General features: G+C 35.7%; 16 protein-coding genes. 7 read left to right on the plus strand and 9 right to left on the minus strand.

From position 1 onward, the window contains the following. Positions 1-253: 253 nt before the first annotated feature. Positions 254-652 carry a hypothetical protein gene (locus Q8P68_05250; protein MDP4008568.1) on the plus strand — a complete coding sequence of 133 codons (399 nt, stop codon included), beginning with the start codon at positions 254-256 and terminating at the stop codon, positions 650-652. On the opposite strand, the gene murJ is transcribed toward Q8P68_05250, so the two are convergent. Beyond that, positions 570-2186 carry a murein biosynthesis integral membrane protein MurJ gene (gene murJ, locus Q8P68_05255; GenBank protein MDP4008569.1) on the minus strand — a complete coding sequence of 539 codons (1617 nt, stop codon included), beginning with the start codon at positions 2184-2186 and terminating at the stop codon, positions 570-572. The genes Q8P68_05250 and murJ overlap by 83 nt on opposite strands. A 186-nt stretch (positions 2187-2372) precedes the next feature. Between murJ and Q8P68_05260 the strand changes: the two genes are divergently transcribed. Both Q8P68_05260 and Q8P68_05265 read left to right on the plus strand, forming a co-directional pair. After that, on the plus strand, positions 2373-4769 hold the full coding sequence (locus tag Q8P68_05260) for a HEAT repeat domain-containing protein (GenBank protein ID MDP4008570.1): 2397 nt from the start codon (positions 2373-2375) through the stop codon (positions 4767-4769). Continuing rightward, the gene (locus tag Q8P68_05265; GenBank protein MDP4008571.1) at positions 4770-5864 is read left to right on the plus strand and encodes a SpoIIE family protein phosphatase; all 1095 of its coding nucleotides are present in this window, start codon (positions 4770-4772) and stop codon (positions 5862-5864) included. A gap of 57 nt (positions 5865-5921) precedes the next feature. On the opposite strand, the gene pilM is transcribed toward Q8P68_05265, so the two are convergent. Genes pilM through Q8P68_05300 form a run of 7 tightly spaced genes read right to left on the minus strand, consistent with a single transcriptional unit; the run spans position 5922 to position 12902 of the window. Continuing rightward, the gene (gene pilM / locus Q8P68_05270) at positions 5922-6875 is read right to left on the minus strand and encodes a pilus assembly protein PilM (GenBank protein ID MDP4008572.1); all 954 of its coding nucleotides are present in this window, start codon (positions 6873-6875) and stop codon (positions 5922-5924) included. Positions 6876-6879: 4 nt separating this feature from the next. After that, complete coding sequence (locus Q8P68_05275; protein MDP4008573.1) at positions 6880-7278, minus strand: hypothetical protein; 399 nt, start codon at positions 7276-7278, stop codon at positions 6880-6882. An 8-nt stretch (positions 7279-7286) separates the two neighbouring features. Then, the gene (locus Q8P68_05280) at positions 7287-7829 is read right to left on the minus strand and encodes a prepilin-type N-terminal cleavage/methylation domain-containing protein (protein MDP4008574.1); all 543 of its coding nucleotides are present in this window, start codon (positions 7827-7829) and stop codon (positions 7287-7289) included. Continuing rightward, positions 7819-9666 carry a hypothetical protein gene (locus Q8P68_05285; GenBank protein MDP4008575.1) on the minus strand — a complete coding sequence of 616 codons (1848 nt, stop codon included), beginning with the start codon at positions 9664-9666 and terminating at the stop codon, positions 7819-7821. The genes Q8P68_05280 and Q8P68_05285 overlap by 11 nt, the downstream gene beginning before the upstream one ends. Next, complete coding sequence (locus Q8P68_05290) at positions 9653-10111, minus strand: prepilin-type N-terminal cleavage/methylation domain-containing protein (protein ID MDP4008576.1); 459 nt, start codon at positions 10109-10111, stop codon at positions 9653-9655. The genes Q8P68_05285 and Q8P68_05290 overlap by 14 nt, the downstream gene beginning before the upstream one ends. Before the next feature lie 22 nt (positions 10112-10133). Then, entirely contained in the window at positions 10134-11213 is a 1080-nt protein-coding gene (locus tag Q8P68_05295) for a type II secretion system F family protein (protein MDP4008577.1), read from the minus strand. Between the two features lie 15 nt (positions 11214-11228). Continuing rightward, complete coding sequence (locus tag Q8P68_05300; GenBank protein MDP4008578.1) at positions 11229-12902, minus strand: GspE/PulE family protein; 1674 nt, start codon at positions 12900-12902, stop codon at positions 11229-11231. A 191-nt stretch (positions 12903-13093) separates the two neighbouring features. Here Q8P68_05300 and Q8P68_05305 point away from each other — a divergent pair, with 191 nt between their 5' ends. The 4 genes from Q8P68_05305 to Q8P68_05320 all read left to right on the plus strand — a co-directional run bounded on the left by Q8P68_05305 (position 13094) and on the right by Q8P68_05320 (position 16139). Continuing rightward, positions 13094-13600 (plus strand): prepilin-type N-terminal cleavage/methylation domain-containing protein, encoded by a 507-nt coding sequence (locus Q8P68_05305; GenBank protein ID MDP4008579.1) that lies wholly within the window; start codon positions 13094-13096, stop codon positions 13598-13600. Between the two features lie 137 nt (positions 13601-13737). Continuing rightward, positions 13738-14928: a HAMP domain-containing sensor histidine kinase gene (locus Q8P68_05310; protein MDP4008580.1), complete on the plus strand. Its 1191-nt coding sequence runs from the start codon at positions 13738-13740 to the stop codon at positions 14926-14928. A 1-nt stretch (position 14929) separates the two neighbouring features. After that, on the plus strand, positions 14930-15730 hold the full coding sequence (locus Q8P68_05315; protein MDP4008581.1) for a HAMP domain-containing sensor histidine kinase: 801 nt from the start codon (positions 14930-14932) through the stop codon (positions 15728-15730). Between the two features lie 22 nt (positions 15731-15752). Further along, positions 15753-16139, plus strand: coding sequence for a response regulator (locus tag Q8P68_05320; GenBank protein ID MDP4008582.1), 387 nt, complete (start codon positions 15753-15755; stop codon positions 16137-16139). A gap of 2 nt (positions 16140-16141) precedes the next feature. Here the strand turns inward: Q8P68_05320 and Q8P68_05325 are convergent, their stop codons facing one another. Further along, the gene (locus tag Q8P68_05325) at positions 16142-18580 is read right to left on the minus strand and encodes a DUF1704 domain-containing protein (GenBank protein ID MDP4008583.1); all 2439 of its coding nucleotides are present in this window, start codon (positions 18578-18580) and stop codon (positions 16142-16144) included. Position 18581 lies beyond the last annotated feature (1 nt).

Below are 18581 nucleotides of genomic sequence, written 5' to 3' on the forward strand. Positions count from 1 at the left end.
TTATTGTACAATCCCTCCTTCCGGGAAGAGTTTTTGTACAAGATAACGTACAAAATCTGTGCACGTGCACACTTCCACATGATCAAAATTCATTAAATTTGTTTTCGTACGTTTGGATTTTTTAGATTTCAGCATCTACATGCTCTCGAACATACTTTTGATTGCCCAATTTGTTTCAAGAACCGCAGGCGACTTGACAAATTCAGCCCAGATGGTGTACCCTTGCGTCTAATTACATTTTAAGTATATTAAAATGAGAGGAAATCATAAAAAACCTATTCTAAGTGTTTGTATAACACAAGGAAAAAGAGATCGTGTACTAATAGAAAGTGTTGATAAGCTAGTTCCGCAAAAAAGCTTACTACAAAAATTAGCTTTACCTGGAGCTTTAATGGCAGCTATTTTAGCATTTGGATTTCGAGATGAATTAAACGACTTAATAAATAGCCAAAGAAATCCTGAAGAAATACCACTCAACGAAAGAATAGATGCATATCCTGGAGAAGAGATTGGTTGGGAAATAGATGACGGAAGCGCCTATCCACAAATAACTGAAAAGGAAGCCGAGGTTAGATTCGAAGATGAAGCACATTCTTCAAAAACAGCTTTTTCAGCAAGTAATTCGTCTCTTCGAGCCCAAACGGGAGAATAGAACAGAAAAATACTATAATACCGACCACTATACTCGCACAAAGTGCGAGTATTTGATTTAGTGAAGAAACTTCTGCAAAAGCTATAAGATAAATATTCATGAAATATACAGCAATTCCCATGATTATCCCTGCAAATAAAATAGCCCCTACTCTTCTCAGATCAAAAATTTGCATACCTGATAAGAATTTTGATCTCAAGAATATCACCAATAAAACCATGTTCAGAAGTGAAGTTAAGCTAGTCGCAAGTGCTATACCATAAACACCAAGCTCTAGGGAAAGTGCGAAATAAAAGTTCAATCCGATATTTAAAATCATAGCACTAACACTTATCAAAACAGGAGTAAGTGTGTTTTTGAATGCATAAAAAGTTCGTGCAAAGACAGGAATCAAACTTTGACCAAGCAGCCCTATAAGAAAGAAAGCCAGCGTATTGCCGGTAAGCAAAATATCATTATCTGTAAACGCACCATTGCCAAGAATCACATCTACGATTTGAAATCGAAGCACAAAAAGACCAACTGCGGCAGGTACTACAAAATACAAAATACTTACAACTATTTTACCTAGATGATTTGCAAATTTTTTACGAAATTCGAGAGTTGGTTTGCCTGCTTTTTCTATATCAACCGCCATAGAGGAAAGTGTCGCAAAAGACGCAATAGCAAACGAAATACCCACCATCCCCATCGGCAAACTATTCAAATTTACGGCATAATTTAAAATTGTAATACTCCCGGTAGCTAACAATGAACCAACCAAAGTATCAAAAATCAAATTCACCTGCATGACTGACATGCCCAAAATACGCGGAATAACCAGACGAATCATCTTACGTAAATACGGATCTTTCAAACAAACAAAAGGCCTGTATCTAAATTTCAGTGCCAATACCCCGGGAATTTGAATAAGTAAATTTAAAAATGCACCAACGATTACACCTCCGGCAACAGCAAAAACCCCATACTGCTGCGCAAAAAAATATATACCTAAAATAATACCAATATTATAAAAAATCGGTGCGATAGCTATATAAAAGAATTTATCAAAAGTATTTTGAGCCGCCTGCAAGACAGCACTAATACCAAAAAATATTGGTGAAACAAGCATTATCCTCGTAACTAAAATAGTGAGCGGAAAATCTCCTCCGGTAAAACCAGGGACTAAAAATCGAACAATGAAAGGAGCAAACAAGAAAGCAATACCTCCAAATAAAATAACTGCACAAAGAACAACATTCAAAACGTTTGAAACAAATAGTGAGCCACCTTCATCAAGAGTTTTACCTTTACCATGCATCACTTCAGTCAATACAGGCACAAAAGCCGCGGACACAGCGCCCATAATCAAAATAGCATATATAAAGTCAGGAATTCGAAATGCAGCATAATAAACATCAAGATTAAAAGCCCCTTCTCCTTGAGCTCCAAATGTACCGGCAAGCAGATGGTCACGAACAACCCCGAGAAGTCTACTCAAAAGAGAAGAAAACCCCAATATAAATGCGCTTTTATAGAGAAGTGATTTCGTCATAAGTTCGCCTTTTTTAGTACTTTTAGAAAGATCGTTTTTCTGGTATACTATAAAGATTATTATATACAAATAAAACAGCAAATGTTCGGCAAAATAAACCTAATCAAAACATTTGGGGTAGGAAGCAGCTCATTCTCTAGAATATCTGTGTCTTGGCTAGTAAATTTTTTCTACAGATTTAGCTTTATGCTTGGGTGGACTGTTATAACGGCAATTTTTGTAAATAGAATCGGAATAGAGTCATTACCATTTCTATTTATAGGAAATGCAATTCTTGTAATGTGCGGGACTTTAGTCTTCTCTGAACTAATAAGATTTATCAACAAAGCAACTCTAATTACGGTAACTTTGATGATAGCAGCAGTGATATTATTCTCCGCAGCAACATTCATATTACCACGCAGCGAATTATGGTTTTTGATAACAAGCCTCGTTGGAATAAGCCTCTTCCTCGGACAACTAAATATACTAATACAACTCTTCATCGAAGATATGTTCACGCCAATAGAAAGCGAGTCTGCATTTCCGGTTATTGAAACGTCAGAAACTATAGGAGGTATCGTCGCCGGTATCGTACTGACATCGCTTGGTAGCTTTATAGCACCGTACAAATTTCTTTATTTACTCATAATTATTTCATTTTTAATAATACCAACAATAGCTGTTTTTAAACGCAATTGTCACAATGACCTTCCAAATTTAAATTTACACAAAAAAGAAAAACTAAGAGAAATTAGTAAATTACAAAGGATCGAGGAAGGCTGGGCTGAAATAAAAAAAACCAGCTTCTTACAAGGAGTTGTAGTTATCATATTGTGCCAATTTATCATTTTCAATCTTGTTGAGTTTCAATATACCAAAGCGATCCAGCAAAAAGTATACAATGCCCATGAGGAGACCATAGTAATGGACACTGGAATACAACTAGCCTCCACAGAATATGCAACAACGGACGAATCTCATGCGACATTCATAGAAAACTCTAAACTGGAAAAAGAACTCGCTTATACGCTCGGATTTTTCCAGATGATAATAAGTGCATTTGCATTATTAATGCAACTTTTCGTTGCAAGTAAAATCATAAAAAAAATCGGTATCATACAAAGTATACTCGTACATCCATTGCTTATGATTGCAAACTTTTCAATTATGACAATGCATTTCAACATCTCTACTGCATTTATATCAAAAACAGGATTTGAAATGACTAGATCGATTTTTCAAAATGCATACTTAACAAGCTATTATTCATTGAGAGAAGAAGTACGTGAAGAAATAAAAGAATTTATGGAAGGTATCATAACTCCACTCGGAGCAATAATCGGTACTGGATTTATATTTCTATTTGAATATTTATTACATGACAGTCAAATAACTCTCGGTATCAATATCGCAATGTTGGCGGTCGCATTTGTAATGTCATACGTGATCTACAACTCACAAAAAGAATACACGAAGGTAAGTAGCCATGCATTGAAACTAATAGACAACACTGCCGACAAATTAAACTCAATAGAATTGCTAAGCCAAAAGGGACACAGGGACTCCGCTAAAATATTGATGAAAGCATTGGATAGTCCTATCGAAAAAAATATAGTAAAAATTAAAATCCTTGAAGCCCTAGGGAGAATAAAAGATGGAGACGCTATCCCAATGATAATTCGATATATCGACAATCCAAACCCGGAAGTTCAGATGGCGGCAGTCAATGCTCTTTATCAATATAAACAAATAAATAAACATCTTTTTCAAAATGCATTCGCTAAATTCAGAATCGTAACGGCGCTAAAAAATCTATTTGAAAGAAACGCACCAATAGAAACAAAAGAAGTAGTGATAAAAATACTCACAAGGGTTAATCAACAAGCTACAGTAGAATATTTAATTGAATTACTGCGTATAGGCGGAGCAGAGTTAAAACGTGATTGTATTAAAGTAATGGCATGCTTCAAAGATACAAGCGCATCACATTTCATCCAAGGCTTCCTCATTTCTAATAATGTTGAACTTCGATGCTCTGCAATGACAGCAGTTTGGATAAATGATGAACATAAACAATTTATCAGAAAAGAACTCAAGTCATTATTGAAATCATCAAAAGACAATCATGTAATAAATGCGATGGAAGTTATAGGAGAATTACGCTTGATGGATTTCAAATCACATATCTTAGAATTAAGTAAATCAAAAAGACAAGCCATAGAAGAATCCGCTTTGAAAGTATTGATGCAACTAGAAGACAAGGATGCGATAGCTCCATTTATAAACTTGCTGCTAAATAGCAAACATAATTACAAGCAAATCAAAACGTACATGCAAAGTGAGCATATTAGTGAGAAATTCAAAAAACTAATAAATGCAAAACTTAATGATAAAGTCAGTATGCACATACATGGAATACTGCTTCAAAATAACAATAAAACATTATCAGAGTTCAGCCTCTATACATTAAAAGAACTTAAGCATTTCTATGATCTTATCGGCAAAGACAGAGAGGTTACGCATATTTCAGAGATAATCGACAAAACTTTAAAACCTCACATGAAGCGTTACAAAAACAAACTTAATCCACAAAACACTTAAATGAATTTCTACAAAATAAAAAGTAGTTTAATTTTGAAAGTAATCATACATATATTGCTTGTTATGTGTATAGCAACAATCGGACTACTTATATTACAAAAAACTAATAAAATAGATATTTCATTAGTCAGTGGACTTAGCATTATGATAATCACTTCCCTACTCTACATAATATTCATGTATATAGAATTCATTCGTCCAACAAAAAAGATACTCCATGAAATGAAAGCTCTTTTAACAGGGAAAAGATATAGAAGAGTAATTACTACGCGCGTAGATGAAATAGGTGTAATCGGACATTTCTTCAATGATATAACAAAAAACCTAGAACAAATATCCACAGATCTAAACGCTCACAGACGTATAACAAAAGAACTGGATATAGCTCATCAGATACAACAAAATCTCTTACCTCAATCAGCACCAAACGTAGACGAGCTGGATATTGTTGCAAAAACAAAACCCGCCGAAGAAATCGGAGGGGATAGCTTCGATTTTATGGACAAAGAAAACAATCTCTTCTTTTACATTGGGGATGTGACTGGACATGGCGTGCCGGCAGGACTGGTTATGATCATGGTCGATACTCTACTTGATACATTCATAGACAAAGAGATGAACTCAAAAGACGTACTTACAAACACAAACAAATATCTACAACCAAAAATATCGTCCACAATGTTTATGACGATGGTAATGTTCAGATGGGATAAGCAAAATAAAAAAATGTATTACACAGGTGCGGGACATGAGCACGTCGTTATATATCGCCAAAGTACACATAAATGCGAATCATATCCTGCTGGAGGAATAGCTCTTGGTATGGTGCCTGATAATTCGAAAATGCTAATTGAAAAAGAAATCGACTTTCAATCGGGGGATACATTAATACTTTATTCTGATGGAATAACTGAAGGAGAAAATTCAAACGGCGAATTATATGGACTTGAAAGATTAAAAAAAGCTGCTGAGAAATTCGGCAACCTACCAAGTTCAAATTTAATTTTTGAAAGTATCTCAAAAGACTTCAGTTCATTCATCGAAGGGCACATTCAAGATGATGACATGAGTATTATGATTGTAAGAAGGAAGTGATAAAACTACTTAATAAGCTCTCCAACTATATCATCCAAACTATGTTCAGCCTTAAGCCTATTTTGCCAAAAGATTTATCTTAATTTCCATATCGAACCCGAGACTTTTCAACGCAAGCCCTGAAATAACATTGAATTTTGACGCATCTTCACCATCAGGTAAAAATCTATATTTCTCAACAAAAGCAACTGAAAGAGAAAGCCCAGGTCCAAGCAGCTCTTTCATCGACTTCCCGACACCATCAATATCACCAGAAACCAGGACATGTGTCATCTCAGTCCCAACAACACTTACGAAAGCTTCTTTTGATTTTTTCAAATCCTCCAAAAGCAAATCAGGTTTTTCTTTAAATTTATTTAAAGCAATCATATTACTATCAACAACATCCTTCCCCAAAAATGAAAACCAAGTAATAAATCCTCCACGAATATTTATAAGAAAAAAATTCTTAACCTTATCAAAATTCAAAGGAATATTACGAAGTAGGCTCAAAGATTCAGGCTCAAGAAAAACAGGCTTAAGCCCACAGGAATTTTTGATAACTTCATAATACTGGTCAATTATAAGCCTTCGCACAGCGACAACAAAAACAATCTGTTTATCCACATGACTAGAGACGTGATAATCATATTTGATTTCATGCAAAGGCACTGGGATAGTCTCCCCAACCAGCCTTTCAAGCTCCGCATCAAATTCTTTACCTTTAAGAGCTAAAGGTAAATGAAAAAGATACTCATAACTTTGAGACTCTTGGAAAGCAACAAAACATTTTTTAGAAATAATTGGATTAGGTTTGATTTCAGCCAAAAACCTTTTAATACCCTCACTAAGAGGCTGCTCTTGTAAGATTTCCCCATCTTTCACAACGCCAGCATTGAACCTCTTCTCACCAATAGCAAGGACTTGCGGAGCCTCAGGCCTCCCATCGAGCTGCAGAGCCTGTATAAACTCATCAGTTATATACAATGCAAACGGCTTACCAGGAATCAAATTTTTTAGAAATTCAAGCATAATTTTAATCAGTTATCTCACTCCAAGAAGTAATCACGAACTCAGGCGACAAAGTAACAACAGCTTCTATTTCCCTATCATAATCAGTGCCATACGTAGCCACAACATTTATTGTACGCGTACTTCCATGACCTGTCACAACTATAATACAGGAGATATTCCCCAATGTTAAAACTTCTCCAGTATATGAGCTACTATTATTCAATCCCAACAGTCCTTCATCAAGACACCCATCAGTGCCTGAGAAAATCTCAAGAGATTTATTTTGATGTGCTCCAGTTTGAGTTTCATCAATACCTTTGAGAGTTGCGCTCATCGCAATAAGAAGTATAACTGCAGATACAATGATAATAACTATAAGTGTCGCAATTCCTCGTCTATTTGTATATGCATTCAAATTCATAATATTTATTATTTTTCACGAATAGATACCGCGGTCTCGAAACTCAAATTACGATCACGCAAAGGATCTTCCCCAGTTGTAATATGCACAAGTGTTATTTCAATATTAATATTAGCAGGTTCGGTATCACGAGTAAGGTTCGTAAGTACAAAATTCGTTAAATTCACTTTATCACTTGTAATATCCACCGCAGGATCGGTCCCATCTTGCATACGTAATTTTGTTATACTAATAACCTGGCCACCTACAGTTACATCCTTAGCATAAGTATCAAAAACGACATCAGTATTCGGACCAGAAAGATCCAAAGTCAAGACGCCTGGGCTCACACCAAAAGTCGAACTACCTATTACTACATCCTCAGCAGCATGTATTTCTTGCGTTATCTTCTCAAGTACAAACCGACCATTCTGAGTTAACTCCGAAGACACATCGACCTTCACACCAGAGCCAATAACAGCCCAAGCAAATGTAATAACAGATACAAGTACTCCCGAAGCAATTGCTACGTAAATGATCAATTCAATTAATGTAAATCCTTTATTTCGCATATGGTATTGTTATATTTTCAAGTATAGGAGTAGTTGTTCCATCCCCAAGGAACAAAGCCTGAAGCTGAATCCAACGTTTATTAGAGGCTGCGTTAATAATAGTCCCTGATGTCGTATAGTAAGTCGCAGTCGTGCCGTCAGGGCCTATCCAATCAGCATCAGAAAGGCTCTCCTCAGAATTAGCAGAACGTAATTGAAATTTTATAGTTCCTGTACCACTCTGTGTCCATAAAATATCTGTATAAATTGTAGAGTCAGAGCCACTATCAAATGCTTGCGATATAAATGTCCCCCACTGCGCATATTGAGTACCTGGCCCTGATGGGACACCACCTGCATACACAACTTGCAAAGTATGGGTATTATCATCGGAACCAACGTAAATATAAGCCCCCTGAAACCATATCGCCCCAGTATTATAAGAACCAAGCAAATCTATAGTGGCCTCAATTGTATATGTCGTTAAATCAATGATTGTAAGCTCCTCATTTCCTTGAGCTCCAGTTGCAATATAAGCTCTATCTCCCTCAGTATATAAATCGCGCATATCAGCACTACCAGTATCTACAGAACCAAGAAGAGTAATGGTACCGGTAGGGTCACTCACATCGAGTGCGAAAAACTCATCATTTACACCACTACCATCACGAATGATATAAGCAACAGTTCCAACGACATGTAATGCCGTATCACTAGATGACCCAGGAAGATCGTACGAATTAATATTCGCATAATCACTCAAACGTATAATCATCAATTCAGCCGTATTAGCTTCGGTAGTAATATAGGCATAATTACCATCTACAAAAATGCTATTCACATCGCTATTAATTTCCAACTCAACAATTGGAGTACTTGAGATACTTTCAGGATTGCTTACATCGTATGCAAACAACTCATTACCATTACCATCCCTCTTAGATCCAATATAAAGAGTATTATTTTTTACAAATACAGCATTAGCATCATCCGCACCTGGAAGATCAATAGTATCCACTTTCGTATAGTCAGATAAACGAATCACCATAACTTCTTCATCAACATGATTCGTAGCTAAATATGCATAATTACCATCTACAAAAATTTGATTACCATTTACACTAAGCTCAAATGAACCCAATTTAGTAATATTACCATTCCCAACATCAGACACATCAAGAACTATGAATTCTGCTCCAGCACTAGTTTGATTTGTGACCATATAGAGAGTATTACCGACCAAAAATATATCATTTACATCAGAAGAACCATCAAAATCAAATGAAGTCAAAATAGAAGGAGTAGACCAATCACTAATAACATCGAACTCCAATTCACCATCCAAAGTATTAGTAATAACAAGACTGTTCAAAAATCCATTTGTAAAATCAAGGACAGAAGAAAGAATCCACGATGAGCTCTGCCAATCTGTAAAACGTGAAGTCATTGTCAAAGAATTTGGCACTCCAGTAGTAACCTCCCACGATACATTCACGGCTACATCTTTCCGGTCTGGACTAATCTCAGTAACAATAATGGAACGAGTATAAGCACCAATTGTGTCAGATGTACCAATAAATTCCCAATATCCATTTACTCGACTTAGCCCATGTGCCCCAACAGTTAAGTTGGTCCAATCGAAGTCACGTATTGAACGTACAGCTTCAACACCTTGCTGAGCTATAGCAGTTGCCTCTAAACGACCTTCAGAACGAAGAGTCCCAGTATGACTTCCGAGTGACATAACCACAACAGAAGTTGCAATAAGTATAAACACACCAATAGAAACTATAATCTCAAGAAGAAGACTCGCCTGCTTCTTTAGAAAAACTTTTTGTAAAAAATTAATTGATTTCAATTTGCCCGAATTTGTTAATAGTAATTGTATAATTATCGATATCACCTTGCACCTGTAGAGAACCGAAGTCATCCGTCTCTCCATTCACCTTTGTAAAAACAACCTCAGTCCCACCACTGTCGAACGAGATATTATTCAATGAAAGACTTGGCGGAAGAGTCTGAGCTTGGTCATAATTAGTATCACGAGCGCTGTATGAAGCTCCTTGAAAAAAAGTCACAACCCCTCCTCCACTATCAAAATTGACTCCCCACTGACTTACCTTAACCCTCATCATTGAATTTGACTGAGCTTTTCGGAGAGAATTAACAATCTGCTTAGAATGATCAGTAAGTTGGCTTTTTGCAAAAAAAGAAGATAAAGACAAAATAGTTCCTCCAACCACTATTGAAAAAATAGCAATAACGAGAATCAATTCAAGCAAAGTAAATCCTTTTTTTTTCAACAACCTAATTTTAAAAAAATCTTTAACCACTTAAATTCCCTGTTATTTGATAAATAGGTCCAAGTATAGATATAGCGACAGTACCAACGATAATACCAATAACAATTAAAAGCACTGGCTCAAGAACAGTAGACAAATTCTTAGTAGTTTCATCAACTTCATCTTCATAAAAACCAGCCAAGTATTTCAATGTATTATCCAAATTACCAGTTTTCTCCCCTACCCCTATCATTCTCGAGGTAATCATCGGGAACAACTTAGGGTGCTTAGAAACAGCCATCAAAAGACTATTCCCAGATTTAACTTCTGGAAGAAATGAAAGAACAACACTATGATATGCTCGATTTTCCATAGCATCCGCCGTAATCTGAAGACTTTGATCCAAAGGAAGCCCACTCTCAAGAAGAGTTCCAAATGTGCGTGTAAAACGTTCAAGATTTATATTTCTCACAATAGTTTTAACAACTGGAATTTTTAATATAAGCCTATGGGTAAAAGGTTTTACAAAATCTCGCCTAAGCAACCAAAGCAACAAAGTCACACCTAGTACCGTACCTACCAAAAGACTAAAACCATGGTTTTCAAAAACTTCAGCCACCCAAATAAGTCCACGAGTAGTAATAGGTAATTCCACATCAAGTGTACGGAAAAGAGGTAATATCTTCGGCAATACAAAAAGTGCAACAGACATACCAAGCCCAAACACAGCTACGAACACGAACATAGGATAAATCATTGCTGATTTAATTTTTCTCCTAAGAATCTGAGCTTTATTAAGATCAATTACAAGCCTCGCAAGATTATCTTCCAAAGTACCAGACAGTTCACCAGTACGCACCATATTTATATATATAGGGGAAAAATACTTAGTATAAGCACAGAGAGCTTCAGAAAAAGATTTACCAGACCTGACAGTCTCTAGCACACCAATAAGAACACTCTCCATTTTCCCCTTCGACTGATCAAGCAAAATCTCAAGCCCCTCCACAAGAGTAAGTCCACTTTTAATTGTAATCGCAAGATGCTTGGTAAAAAGAAGTATAGCAGTAGCATTAATCCCACCTATACTAAGTTCCTTTTGAAATAAACTCTTCTTTTCCATAATTAAGAATACAAATTAATCACGCACAACTCGAAGCATCTCCTCTATGGTAGTAACACCATTCAAGACTTTCTCACGAGCATCATCAAACATTGTAGTCATTCCATTCTCAACCGCCTTGGCCTTGATTGTATCTGCATCAGAATTTTTCATAATCAACTCACGTATATCATCATCCACTTCCAAAACTTCAAAAATCCCAACTCGACCAAGGTAACCAGTATGAGCACAAAGCTCACATCCAGCGCCCTTATACAAAGTTATTTTGTCATTGCCACGAGCAAGCTGCTCCAATACTGAGACTGGAAGTGTCTCAGAAAACTCCGTGACATCTGCTTCATAAGTATGTATACATTTTGGACAAATTTTTCTAACAAGCCTCTGCCCAATAGTGACATTAACGGTAGAAGATATCAAAAATGGCTCAACTCCCATTTGAAGTAAACGCGGTATTGTCGTCGCTGCATCATTTGTATGAAGCGTGGAAAGTACCAGATGTCCAGTCATCGCAGAATTAACAGCGATATCTGCCGTTTCAGAATCACGAATTTCCCCAACCATAATTATATCCGGATCCTGCCTAACAATAGACTTAAGCCCAGAAGCAAACGTAAGCTCAGCTTTAGGATTCACCTGAATCTGAGTCATACCATCGATATTGTATTCAACCGGATTTTCAATCGTAGCAATATTGACTTCTTTTTGATTTAAAATTTTAAGAATCGCATAAAGATTCGTAGTCTTACCACTACCAGTTGGCCCTGTAGCAAGGATCATCCCCCATGGTTTTTTAATATTTGCCATGAGTTTTTCAAAATCCTTATCAGAATAACCAAGCTGATCAAAAGTGAAATTACGAGCCTTATCAGAAAGAAGACGCATTACACTATTCTCCCCTTTGGTTGTAGGCACAACTGAAATACGAACATCGATTTTTCTATCTCCAAACTTGAATTCCAACTTACCATCCTGAGGAGTCTGATGTTCATCTGTCCGTAATTTCGCCATAACCTTGATACGAGATATAAGGAAATCATGATGTTTTCTAGGAATTGAAATAATATCATGCATCACACCATCAATTCTAAAACGAATAACTGTTTCGTCTTCATATGGCTCTATATGAATATCTGAAGCATTACTTTCATATGCACGAGCGATTAAAACGTCAATGATTTTCACAGTTGTGCTATCTTCCATCAAACCAGCTTTCCCATCTATTTCAGCCTTGAAGATTTTCTCAAATTCTTCTTGTATATCTGATTTATACAAAGTCAAATGCTCTTCAATATCTTCATTCGTAGCAAAGTAAGGGATTACCTTACCAAGCCTTTTACTAAGCAAATGAACCAAAGTGGTATCTTTTGGATTATTCATTGCAACCTTAACGCCTTTATCTGTTTTCAGAAAAGCAATAACCTTCTGCTTCCTTGCAACCTTCTCAGGAATCATTCTTAGCATCCCTTCATTAACAACTTCCTTACGAAGATTTACGAATTGCCAACCATTTTGATTCGCAATCAAGCTTCCAAGCTGTGGATCAGTCATCAAGCCACTATCAATAATCAATTTTTCAAACGACTTATCAGTCTTTTCATGCTCTTTCTTTAATTCATAAAATTGCTCCTGCGTTATGAAATCATCTTTCAACAAAAAATCAATTATTGTTTGTGATATTTCTTTAGCCATAATTAGCCATTTATTACATAAATATAATCCTATTATTTTAACATATTTCAATTGAAAAAGCTACCCTCTATTAGCTAATAAGAAATTCTTGGTCATTTCCATATAAAATACTTTATGTAGCTTGAAATCAGACAAAAACAATGATACTCTTACAAAGAAAAGTTTTCTAAAATTAGTTAACCCAAACAAACATGAAAACAAAAACCAAAATAGACCGAGCCTTCACGCTCATTGAGCTTATTATCGTTATTGCGATAATAGCTATTTTAGCTGGAGCAATTTTCGTTGCTATAGACCCTGCAAGACGTCTAAACGAATCTAGGAATGCAACTCGTGCAAATGATGTGGGCACTGTACTAGATGCCGTTATCAAATATCAAGCTGACAATGATGGGACACATTATAGTACTGTCGCTGCCTTAACGGCAGGGAATTATCATACAATTGGAACCTGTGCTACAGGAGGTGATACAGGATGTACAGCACAAACTACCCAAGCAGCCTGTGCTGACTTATCTGCAATTGGTTCTAACTACTTAGGAGCTGTGCCAAAAGATCCTAAAACAGGAACTGATGCACTTACAGACTACTACATAATGAAAGATGCCAACGGAGCTATAACCGTCGGATCATGTGACACTGAAGGAGAAGGTGCCGGAGGTGCTGGAGCTGCCCCAACAGTTAAGGTTATAAGATAAATCTTACTCCAAGACTCAAAAGACAAATAAAAAACTGCAAGTTTCTATCATAGAGACTTGCAGTTTTTTCATAATTGCCACAATTAATAAAGCATGGTACAATTATAAGATTATTATACCTATAGGTTTGACTATAAATGAGAAGTAAAAATAAACAAAAAACAGGAAAACAGAAATCGATGTTTAATAGCCTAGTAGCTAAAATCATACTTCATTTCGTCATAGTCGTTATAGTACCACTACTATTAACAACTTGGCTTACATTGCAAGCTTTTGGCTCATTACAAGAAGTTATCACTGATCCAATTCAACTTACACACATTACAAGAATCAAGGCATTTTCAGTAGGAAGTGGATTACTTACAATCGTGTTAATTTCAGCAGTCGCATATTTTACAACTCAATTTATAACAAGACGACTACTTGCACTCAAAAATGCTGCGGATGAAATGGCGAAAGGGAATCTTGAATATCGACTAAAAACGGATGAAGTTATAGAAAACGAACTATCTGAGATCTACAGTAGTTTCAACGTAATGAGTGGTTTTATTGGAGATTCTCAAAACAACCTCAATTCAGCAGTAGAAAAACTCGAAAGAGCCCTTCTCAAAGAAAAAGAGCTGTCTGAATTAAAGTCAAAATTCATTACTGTAATTTCACATCAATTACGTACACCAGTTTCAGCAATCAGAGGGAATTTAGAATTAATATTGGCCGAAGAAGGAAGAAAACTAGATGATGAACAAAAAACAATAATAGAAAATACTTATAAAAACAATTTACGTCTAATAGGAACTATCGACGATCTAGTTATGGTACTTGATATAGAAAAACGATCTCTGACACTCAGACCAAGTGATATAGATCCAATCAAAATTGTCAAAAAAGCTATTAAAGAATATAAGGAAGATGCCAAAGAAAAAAAGCTAAAAATTACCTTGAAGTTACAAAAAAACAAAATCCCACACATACAAGCAGACGCATACCAGCTAAATAGAATTCTTAATAGGTTGTTAGAAAATGCCATCTTCTACAATGAAGGGAATGGCGAAATTGTTATAAGTATAAAATTAACAAAAGAAAAAGAAATAGTATTCAGTGTGAATGACATAGGGATAGGTATACCAGACAAAGACAAAAAGGCTATCGCCAGTAAATTTTTCCGAGGTAGTAACGCAGCACTTTTACATGCAGATGGTTCTGGCCTCGGTCTCTTTATCACCAAACACTTAGTCGAAGCTTCCGAAGGAAGATTCTGGTTTGAATCCAAAAAAGGCAAAGGGTCTACATTCTACTTTAGCATACCTATTCTTACGAAAATAAAATAACATGAGCAAAGATAATAATAAACAGGATGAAATTAAGAAAGTAGAGATTGCTTTAATTTCTACCATTTCACATCAATTACGCACACCTCTTTCTGGAATCAAATGGTTTCTAGAAATGTTAATGAAAGGGAATCTCGATCCAAAGAAACAAAAAGAACTCTTACATGATGCGCACCAGAGCAATGAACGAATGATTATACTTGTAAACGATTTGTTAAATATTTCCAAAGTGAAATCTGGACAACTTTTAATTGATCCAAAAGCAACTGACATATTCAAATTAACCAAAGATATTATTTCTGAGATCACACCAACTATAAAAAGAAAAGGAACGAAAATAGAACTCATAAAACCATCTAAGTCACTGGCAAAAACAAATACTGACCCAGAACTAATAAGGCAAGTAATCATCAATCTGATTTCAAATGCTATAAAATACTGCCCAAAAGGACTAATTAAAATTGAGATCACACCAAAAGAAAAAGGCATACAATTTAAAATTTCTGATAATGGGGTCGGAATACCTAAATCTCAACAAAAAAAAATCTTCGAGGAATTTTTCAGAGCAGATAATGCAATAGAAGCTGAAATCGATGGCAGCGGCTTAGGGCTTTACTTATCAAAGTGTATCATCGAAGCAAGCGGAGGGAAGATATGGTTTGATTCTAAAACAAAAAAAGAAACGAAAAATAATGAGCATGGAAGTTGCTTTTACTTCACCTTGCCACCACAATGCATTAAATGGAAAAGGGGAAAAGGAGGACAAAAGCTTATTGTAAAAGATATCAAAAAAGACCTATAATTAAGCAAAATTAAATAAAAATATGACAAACAAAAACATTAAAATATTTATAGCTGAAGATGACAAGTTTCTAAGCAAAATTTATCGAACAAGGCTAGAACAAGAGGACTATACTATTATAGCTGCAAACAACGGAATCGATGCGGTGGAAAAAATAATAGCTGAACAACCTGATCTCATCTTACTAGATCTTCTTATTCCACAAAAAAATGGTTTTGATGTACTAGAAGAACTAAAAGCTAATAGCACGACGCAAAACATTCCTGTAATCATTTTATCAAATCTTGGCCAAGAATCCGATGTTGAAAAAGGGATGAAGTTAGGCGCCATCGACTTTTTGATAAAAGCAAATTTTTCTATCGATGAAGTAACGGGGAAAATCAAAGAACATTTGAAGGAAACCAAATAACCCTACTCTTCCAACCACTTCGGCAAATACTTCGGCTGCTTAATTCCGCGGAGCTTTTTTATCCAGTCAATATCATGAACGCTTACTTTACCTATATATAAGTCTTTTATCTTACCACCATTTTCAACGTACTGAACTATCTCTTTGTATCCTTTGTAATATATAAAATCTTTAGTAAACACTCCTTTTTGACTAGTGTCTTCAAGTCCTCTTTTTAATTTAAGAGCTATACGAAATGATTTATCTTCAAAAAAACCAAGCTTCCTTAAATAGTTATATACATCTCGGAAACCACCATCTCGAGCGACAGAAGTCGCCATAACTATCACATGAGGAACGATATTAAAGAAATCCGGATCATCTTTTGAAACCGTTCTAGTATTATAAATAGCAAGCCCTTCCTGAGTTTCCAAATAATTTGCAGTACCACGATTAAAGATCGTATAAGGCTGTAACTTCCCATTCTCAGCCGACAATATATGTGTTTCAACTTCATGAGCAATCAAAGCCTTAATGCGCTTTTCATTAAACAAAGCACCTTTTCTTACAAAGAGAGAATTTTTCTTACCAGCTATACAACGTGAAACGAGATCCTCTTTTATTTTCGCCTTCCACTCAATTTTATATTCTTTAAAAATATTATTGAATTCCTTCACGACATTATCAGCATTCAACGTACCTATAGAATCCTCATCCAATTTAGGCCATACAACCTTACCATGTTCTTTCACAGTCTCTTCAAATTCTTTAGAAGCCATCAAAACAAGATGTGAATCAGGATATCCAAACAAATCTATAGATGCGGCTGTAAATGCCTCGGTCCCTCTTTTTTCAAGCAAACTTATCTTTTTTAAAATCTCATCTTTTTTTGCTAAAAATAATTTCCCATAATCAGAATCATCAACTTTTATTTTCTTAAGATCAGTTCGAGCCTCATATGGATCAAATTTCAAATCAGGATATACGAATTGTGGGTTATATAATTCATCAGCAAAAAATTTATTTTTTTCCTCCGCCAAATTCATCGGTTTCAAATAATACAAAAGCTTGATTTTGCTATCTATCAAATTAATCGTCTTATCCACCTCTACAAAATTTATTACGTCAGTGTTATTTTGAGTTGAAGAATTTATTTTTTTATTCCCTCCCATTTTTGGGAGTTTTTTCTCATCTTTTTTACGAGAAGGGTCAACCAAGAAATGATTTGAAATATCTTTACGCCCAATGAGTAATTTATAATCTTTATCTGATAAGTCTTGTACGGTAGCAAGCGTCTGCACTCTTTGATTACCCAATGAGAACTTAATACGTACCCTCTCAATATCACCCTGTATAGAATCATCATCTACTTGAAACATTTCAGCGTATTTTTTATCTATAACTGTAGATTCCAAAGACATACTTATATGAGCCATCGTTTTTGCCGTACCTCCATCCGGCAAATACAAAGCCACGGGTTCATCCACACCAATCACCTCTTTACCGGAAATATTTTTAATTTCCTTATCCAATTTATTACCAAACATATCCTGAGCAACACGCACCCCTTTTTCCGGATTCAAAACTTTTACACCCTTGATGCGCTCAAGTCGACGCTTGAGTGGCGCAAGATTCGCTATTTGTACAGCAAGTCCCGCCCTCGCGTTCACCTCCAGCAACATAGGCCCTGCATTTTTATCAAGAGCTAAATCAACAGCAAGGTAACCTATATTCGTTACAAGTTGGATCTTAGATGCAATTAGCAGCATTTCATCGAAATGCGGAATGATCAAATCCCGAATCCCACCCGCTCCGGGCACTTCATCAACTATTTTATTATGATGCATAATATGAGTAGCACGACCTGTAGAAATATCTATTCCAACCCCAACAGCTCCAAGATGTAAATTCGCCTTCCCATCAGATGCTTCCGTCGGAAGTCGAAGCATCGCCATAATAGGAATCAAGTTATGTACAACTATACGAATATCCGGAAGACCTTTGTAAGCAAATTTAGCGACAGTTTCATCGCATTCTATCAATTGCTCAAAAAAAGCCATATCACGCTGATTTGCAATAGAAAAACGACCATCCATAATATCTTCTATATGAGCTCTCAAAAAATCAACAGACAAAACCTTACCTGATGATGTAATAAAACCTTTATCATTTCGACCAACAACTATTATGATCCCCTCGCCTCCATAACCATAATTCGGCTTAAGTGCAAATTTATCCGGTAAAACATTAAAATCAAATCGTTCAAGCTCAGAACGTTTTTTTATAGTGTTATAAAGCCTCGGAACCGGAATATCCCTAGCTGACAAAAATTGTTTTGTACGCATCTTGTCATCAGCAAGATTCATAGCTTTTTTCGAATTATAAGCTTTGATATACGAAAGGTTACGTGCATTTATCCCAAGCACACCTATTTGGTTCAATTTGAAAAGTCTTTTTAACATA

Source organism: Candidatus Peregrinibacteria bacterium (genome assembly GCA_030700255.1).
In the GTDB taxonomy this organism is placed as follows: Bacteria; Patescibacteriota; Gracilibacteria; order UBA1369; family JABINC01; genus JABINC01.

Excerpts from the sequence above, each read along its gene's own strand:
- Q8P68_05250 (MDP4008568.1), top strand. The coding sequence starts at position 254 with ATGAGAGGAAATCATAAAAAACCTATTCTAAGTGTTTGTATAACACAA.
- Q8P68_05275 (MDP4008573.1), bottom strand. The coding sequence starts at position 7,278 with ATGAATTTGAATGCATATACAAATAGACGAGGAATTGCGACACTTATA.
- Q8P68_05315 (MDP4008581.1), top strand. The coding sequence starts at position 14,930 with ATGAGCAAAGATAATAATAAACAGGATGAAATTAAGAAAGTAGAGATT.
- Q8P68_05305 (MDP4008579.1), top strand. The coding sequence starts at position 13,094 with ATGAAAACAAAAACCAAAATAGACCGAGCCTTCACGCTCATTGAGCTT.
- Q8P68_05310 (MDP4008580.1), top strand. The coding sequence starts at position 13,738 with ATGAGAAGTAAAAATAAACAAAAAACAGGAAAACAGAAATCGATGTTT.
- Q8P68_05300 (MDP4008578.1), bottom strand. The coding sequence starts at position 12,902 with ATGGCTAAAGAAATATCACAAACAATAATTGATTTTTTGTTGAAAGAT.
- Q8P68_05325 (MDP4008583.1), bottom strand. The coding sequence starts at position 18,580 with ATGTTAAAAAGACTTTTCAAATTGAACCAAATAGGTGTGCTTGGGATA.
- Q8P68_05320 (MDP4008582.1), top strand. The coding sequence starts at position 15,753 with ATGACAAACAAAAACATTAAAATATTTATAGCTGAAGATGACAAGTTT.
- Q8P68_05265 (MDP4008571.1), top strand. The coding sequence starts at position 4,770 with ATGAATTTCTACAAAATAAAAAGTAGTTTAATTTTGAAAGTAATCATA.
- Q8P68_05260 (MDP4008570.1), top strand. The coding sequence starts at position 2,373 with ATGCTTGGGTGGACTGTTATAACGGCAATTTTTGTAAATAGAATCGGA.
- murJ (MDP4008569.1), bottom strand. The coding sequence starts at position 2,186 with ATGACGAAATCACTTCTCTATAAAAGCGCATTTATATTGGGGTTTTCT.
- pilM (MDP4008572.1), bottom strand. The coding sequence starts at position 6,875 with ATGCTTGAATTTCTAAAAAATTTGATTCCTGGTAAGCCGTTTGCATTG.
- Q8P68_05280 (MDP4008574.1), bottom strand. The coding sequence starts at position 7,829 with ATGCGAAATAAAGGATTTACATTAATTGAATTGATCATTTACGTAGCA.
- Q8P68_05295 (MDP4008577.1), bottom strand. The coding sequence starts at position 11,213 with ATGGAAAAGAAGAGTTTATTTCAAAAGGAACTTAGTATAGGTGGGATT.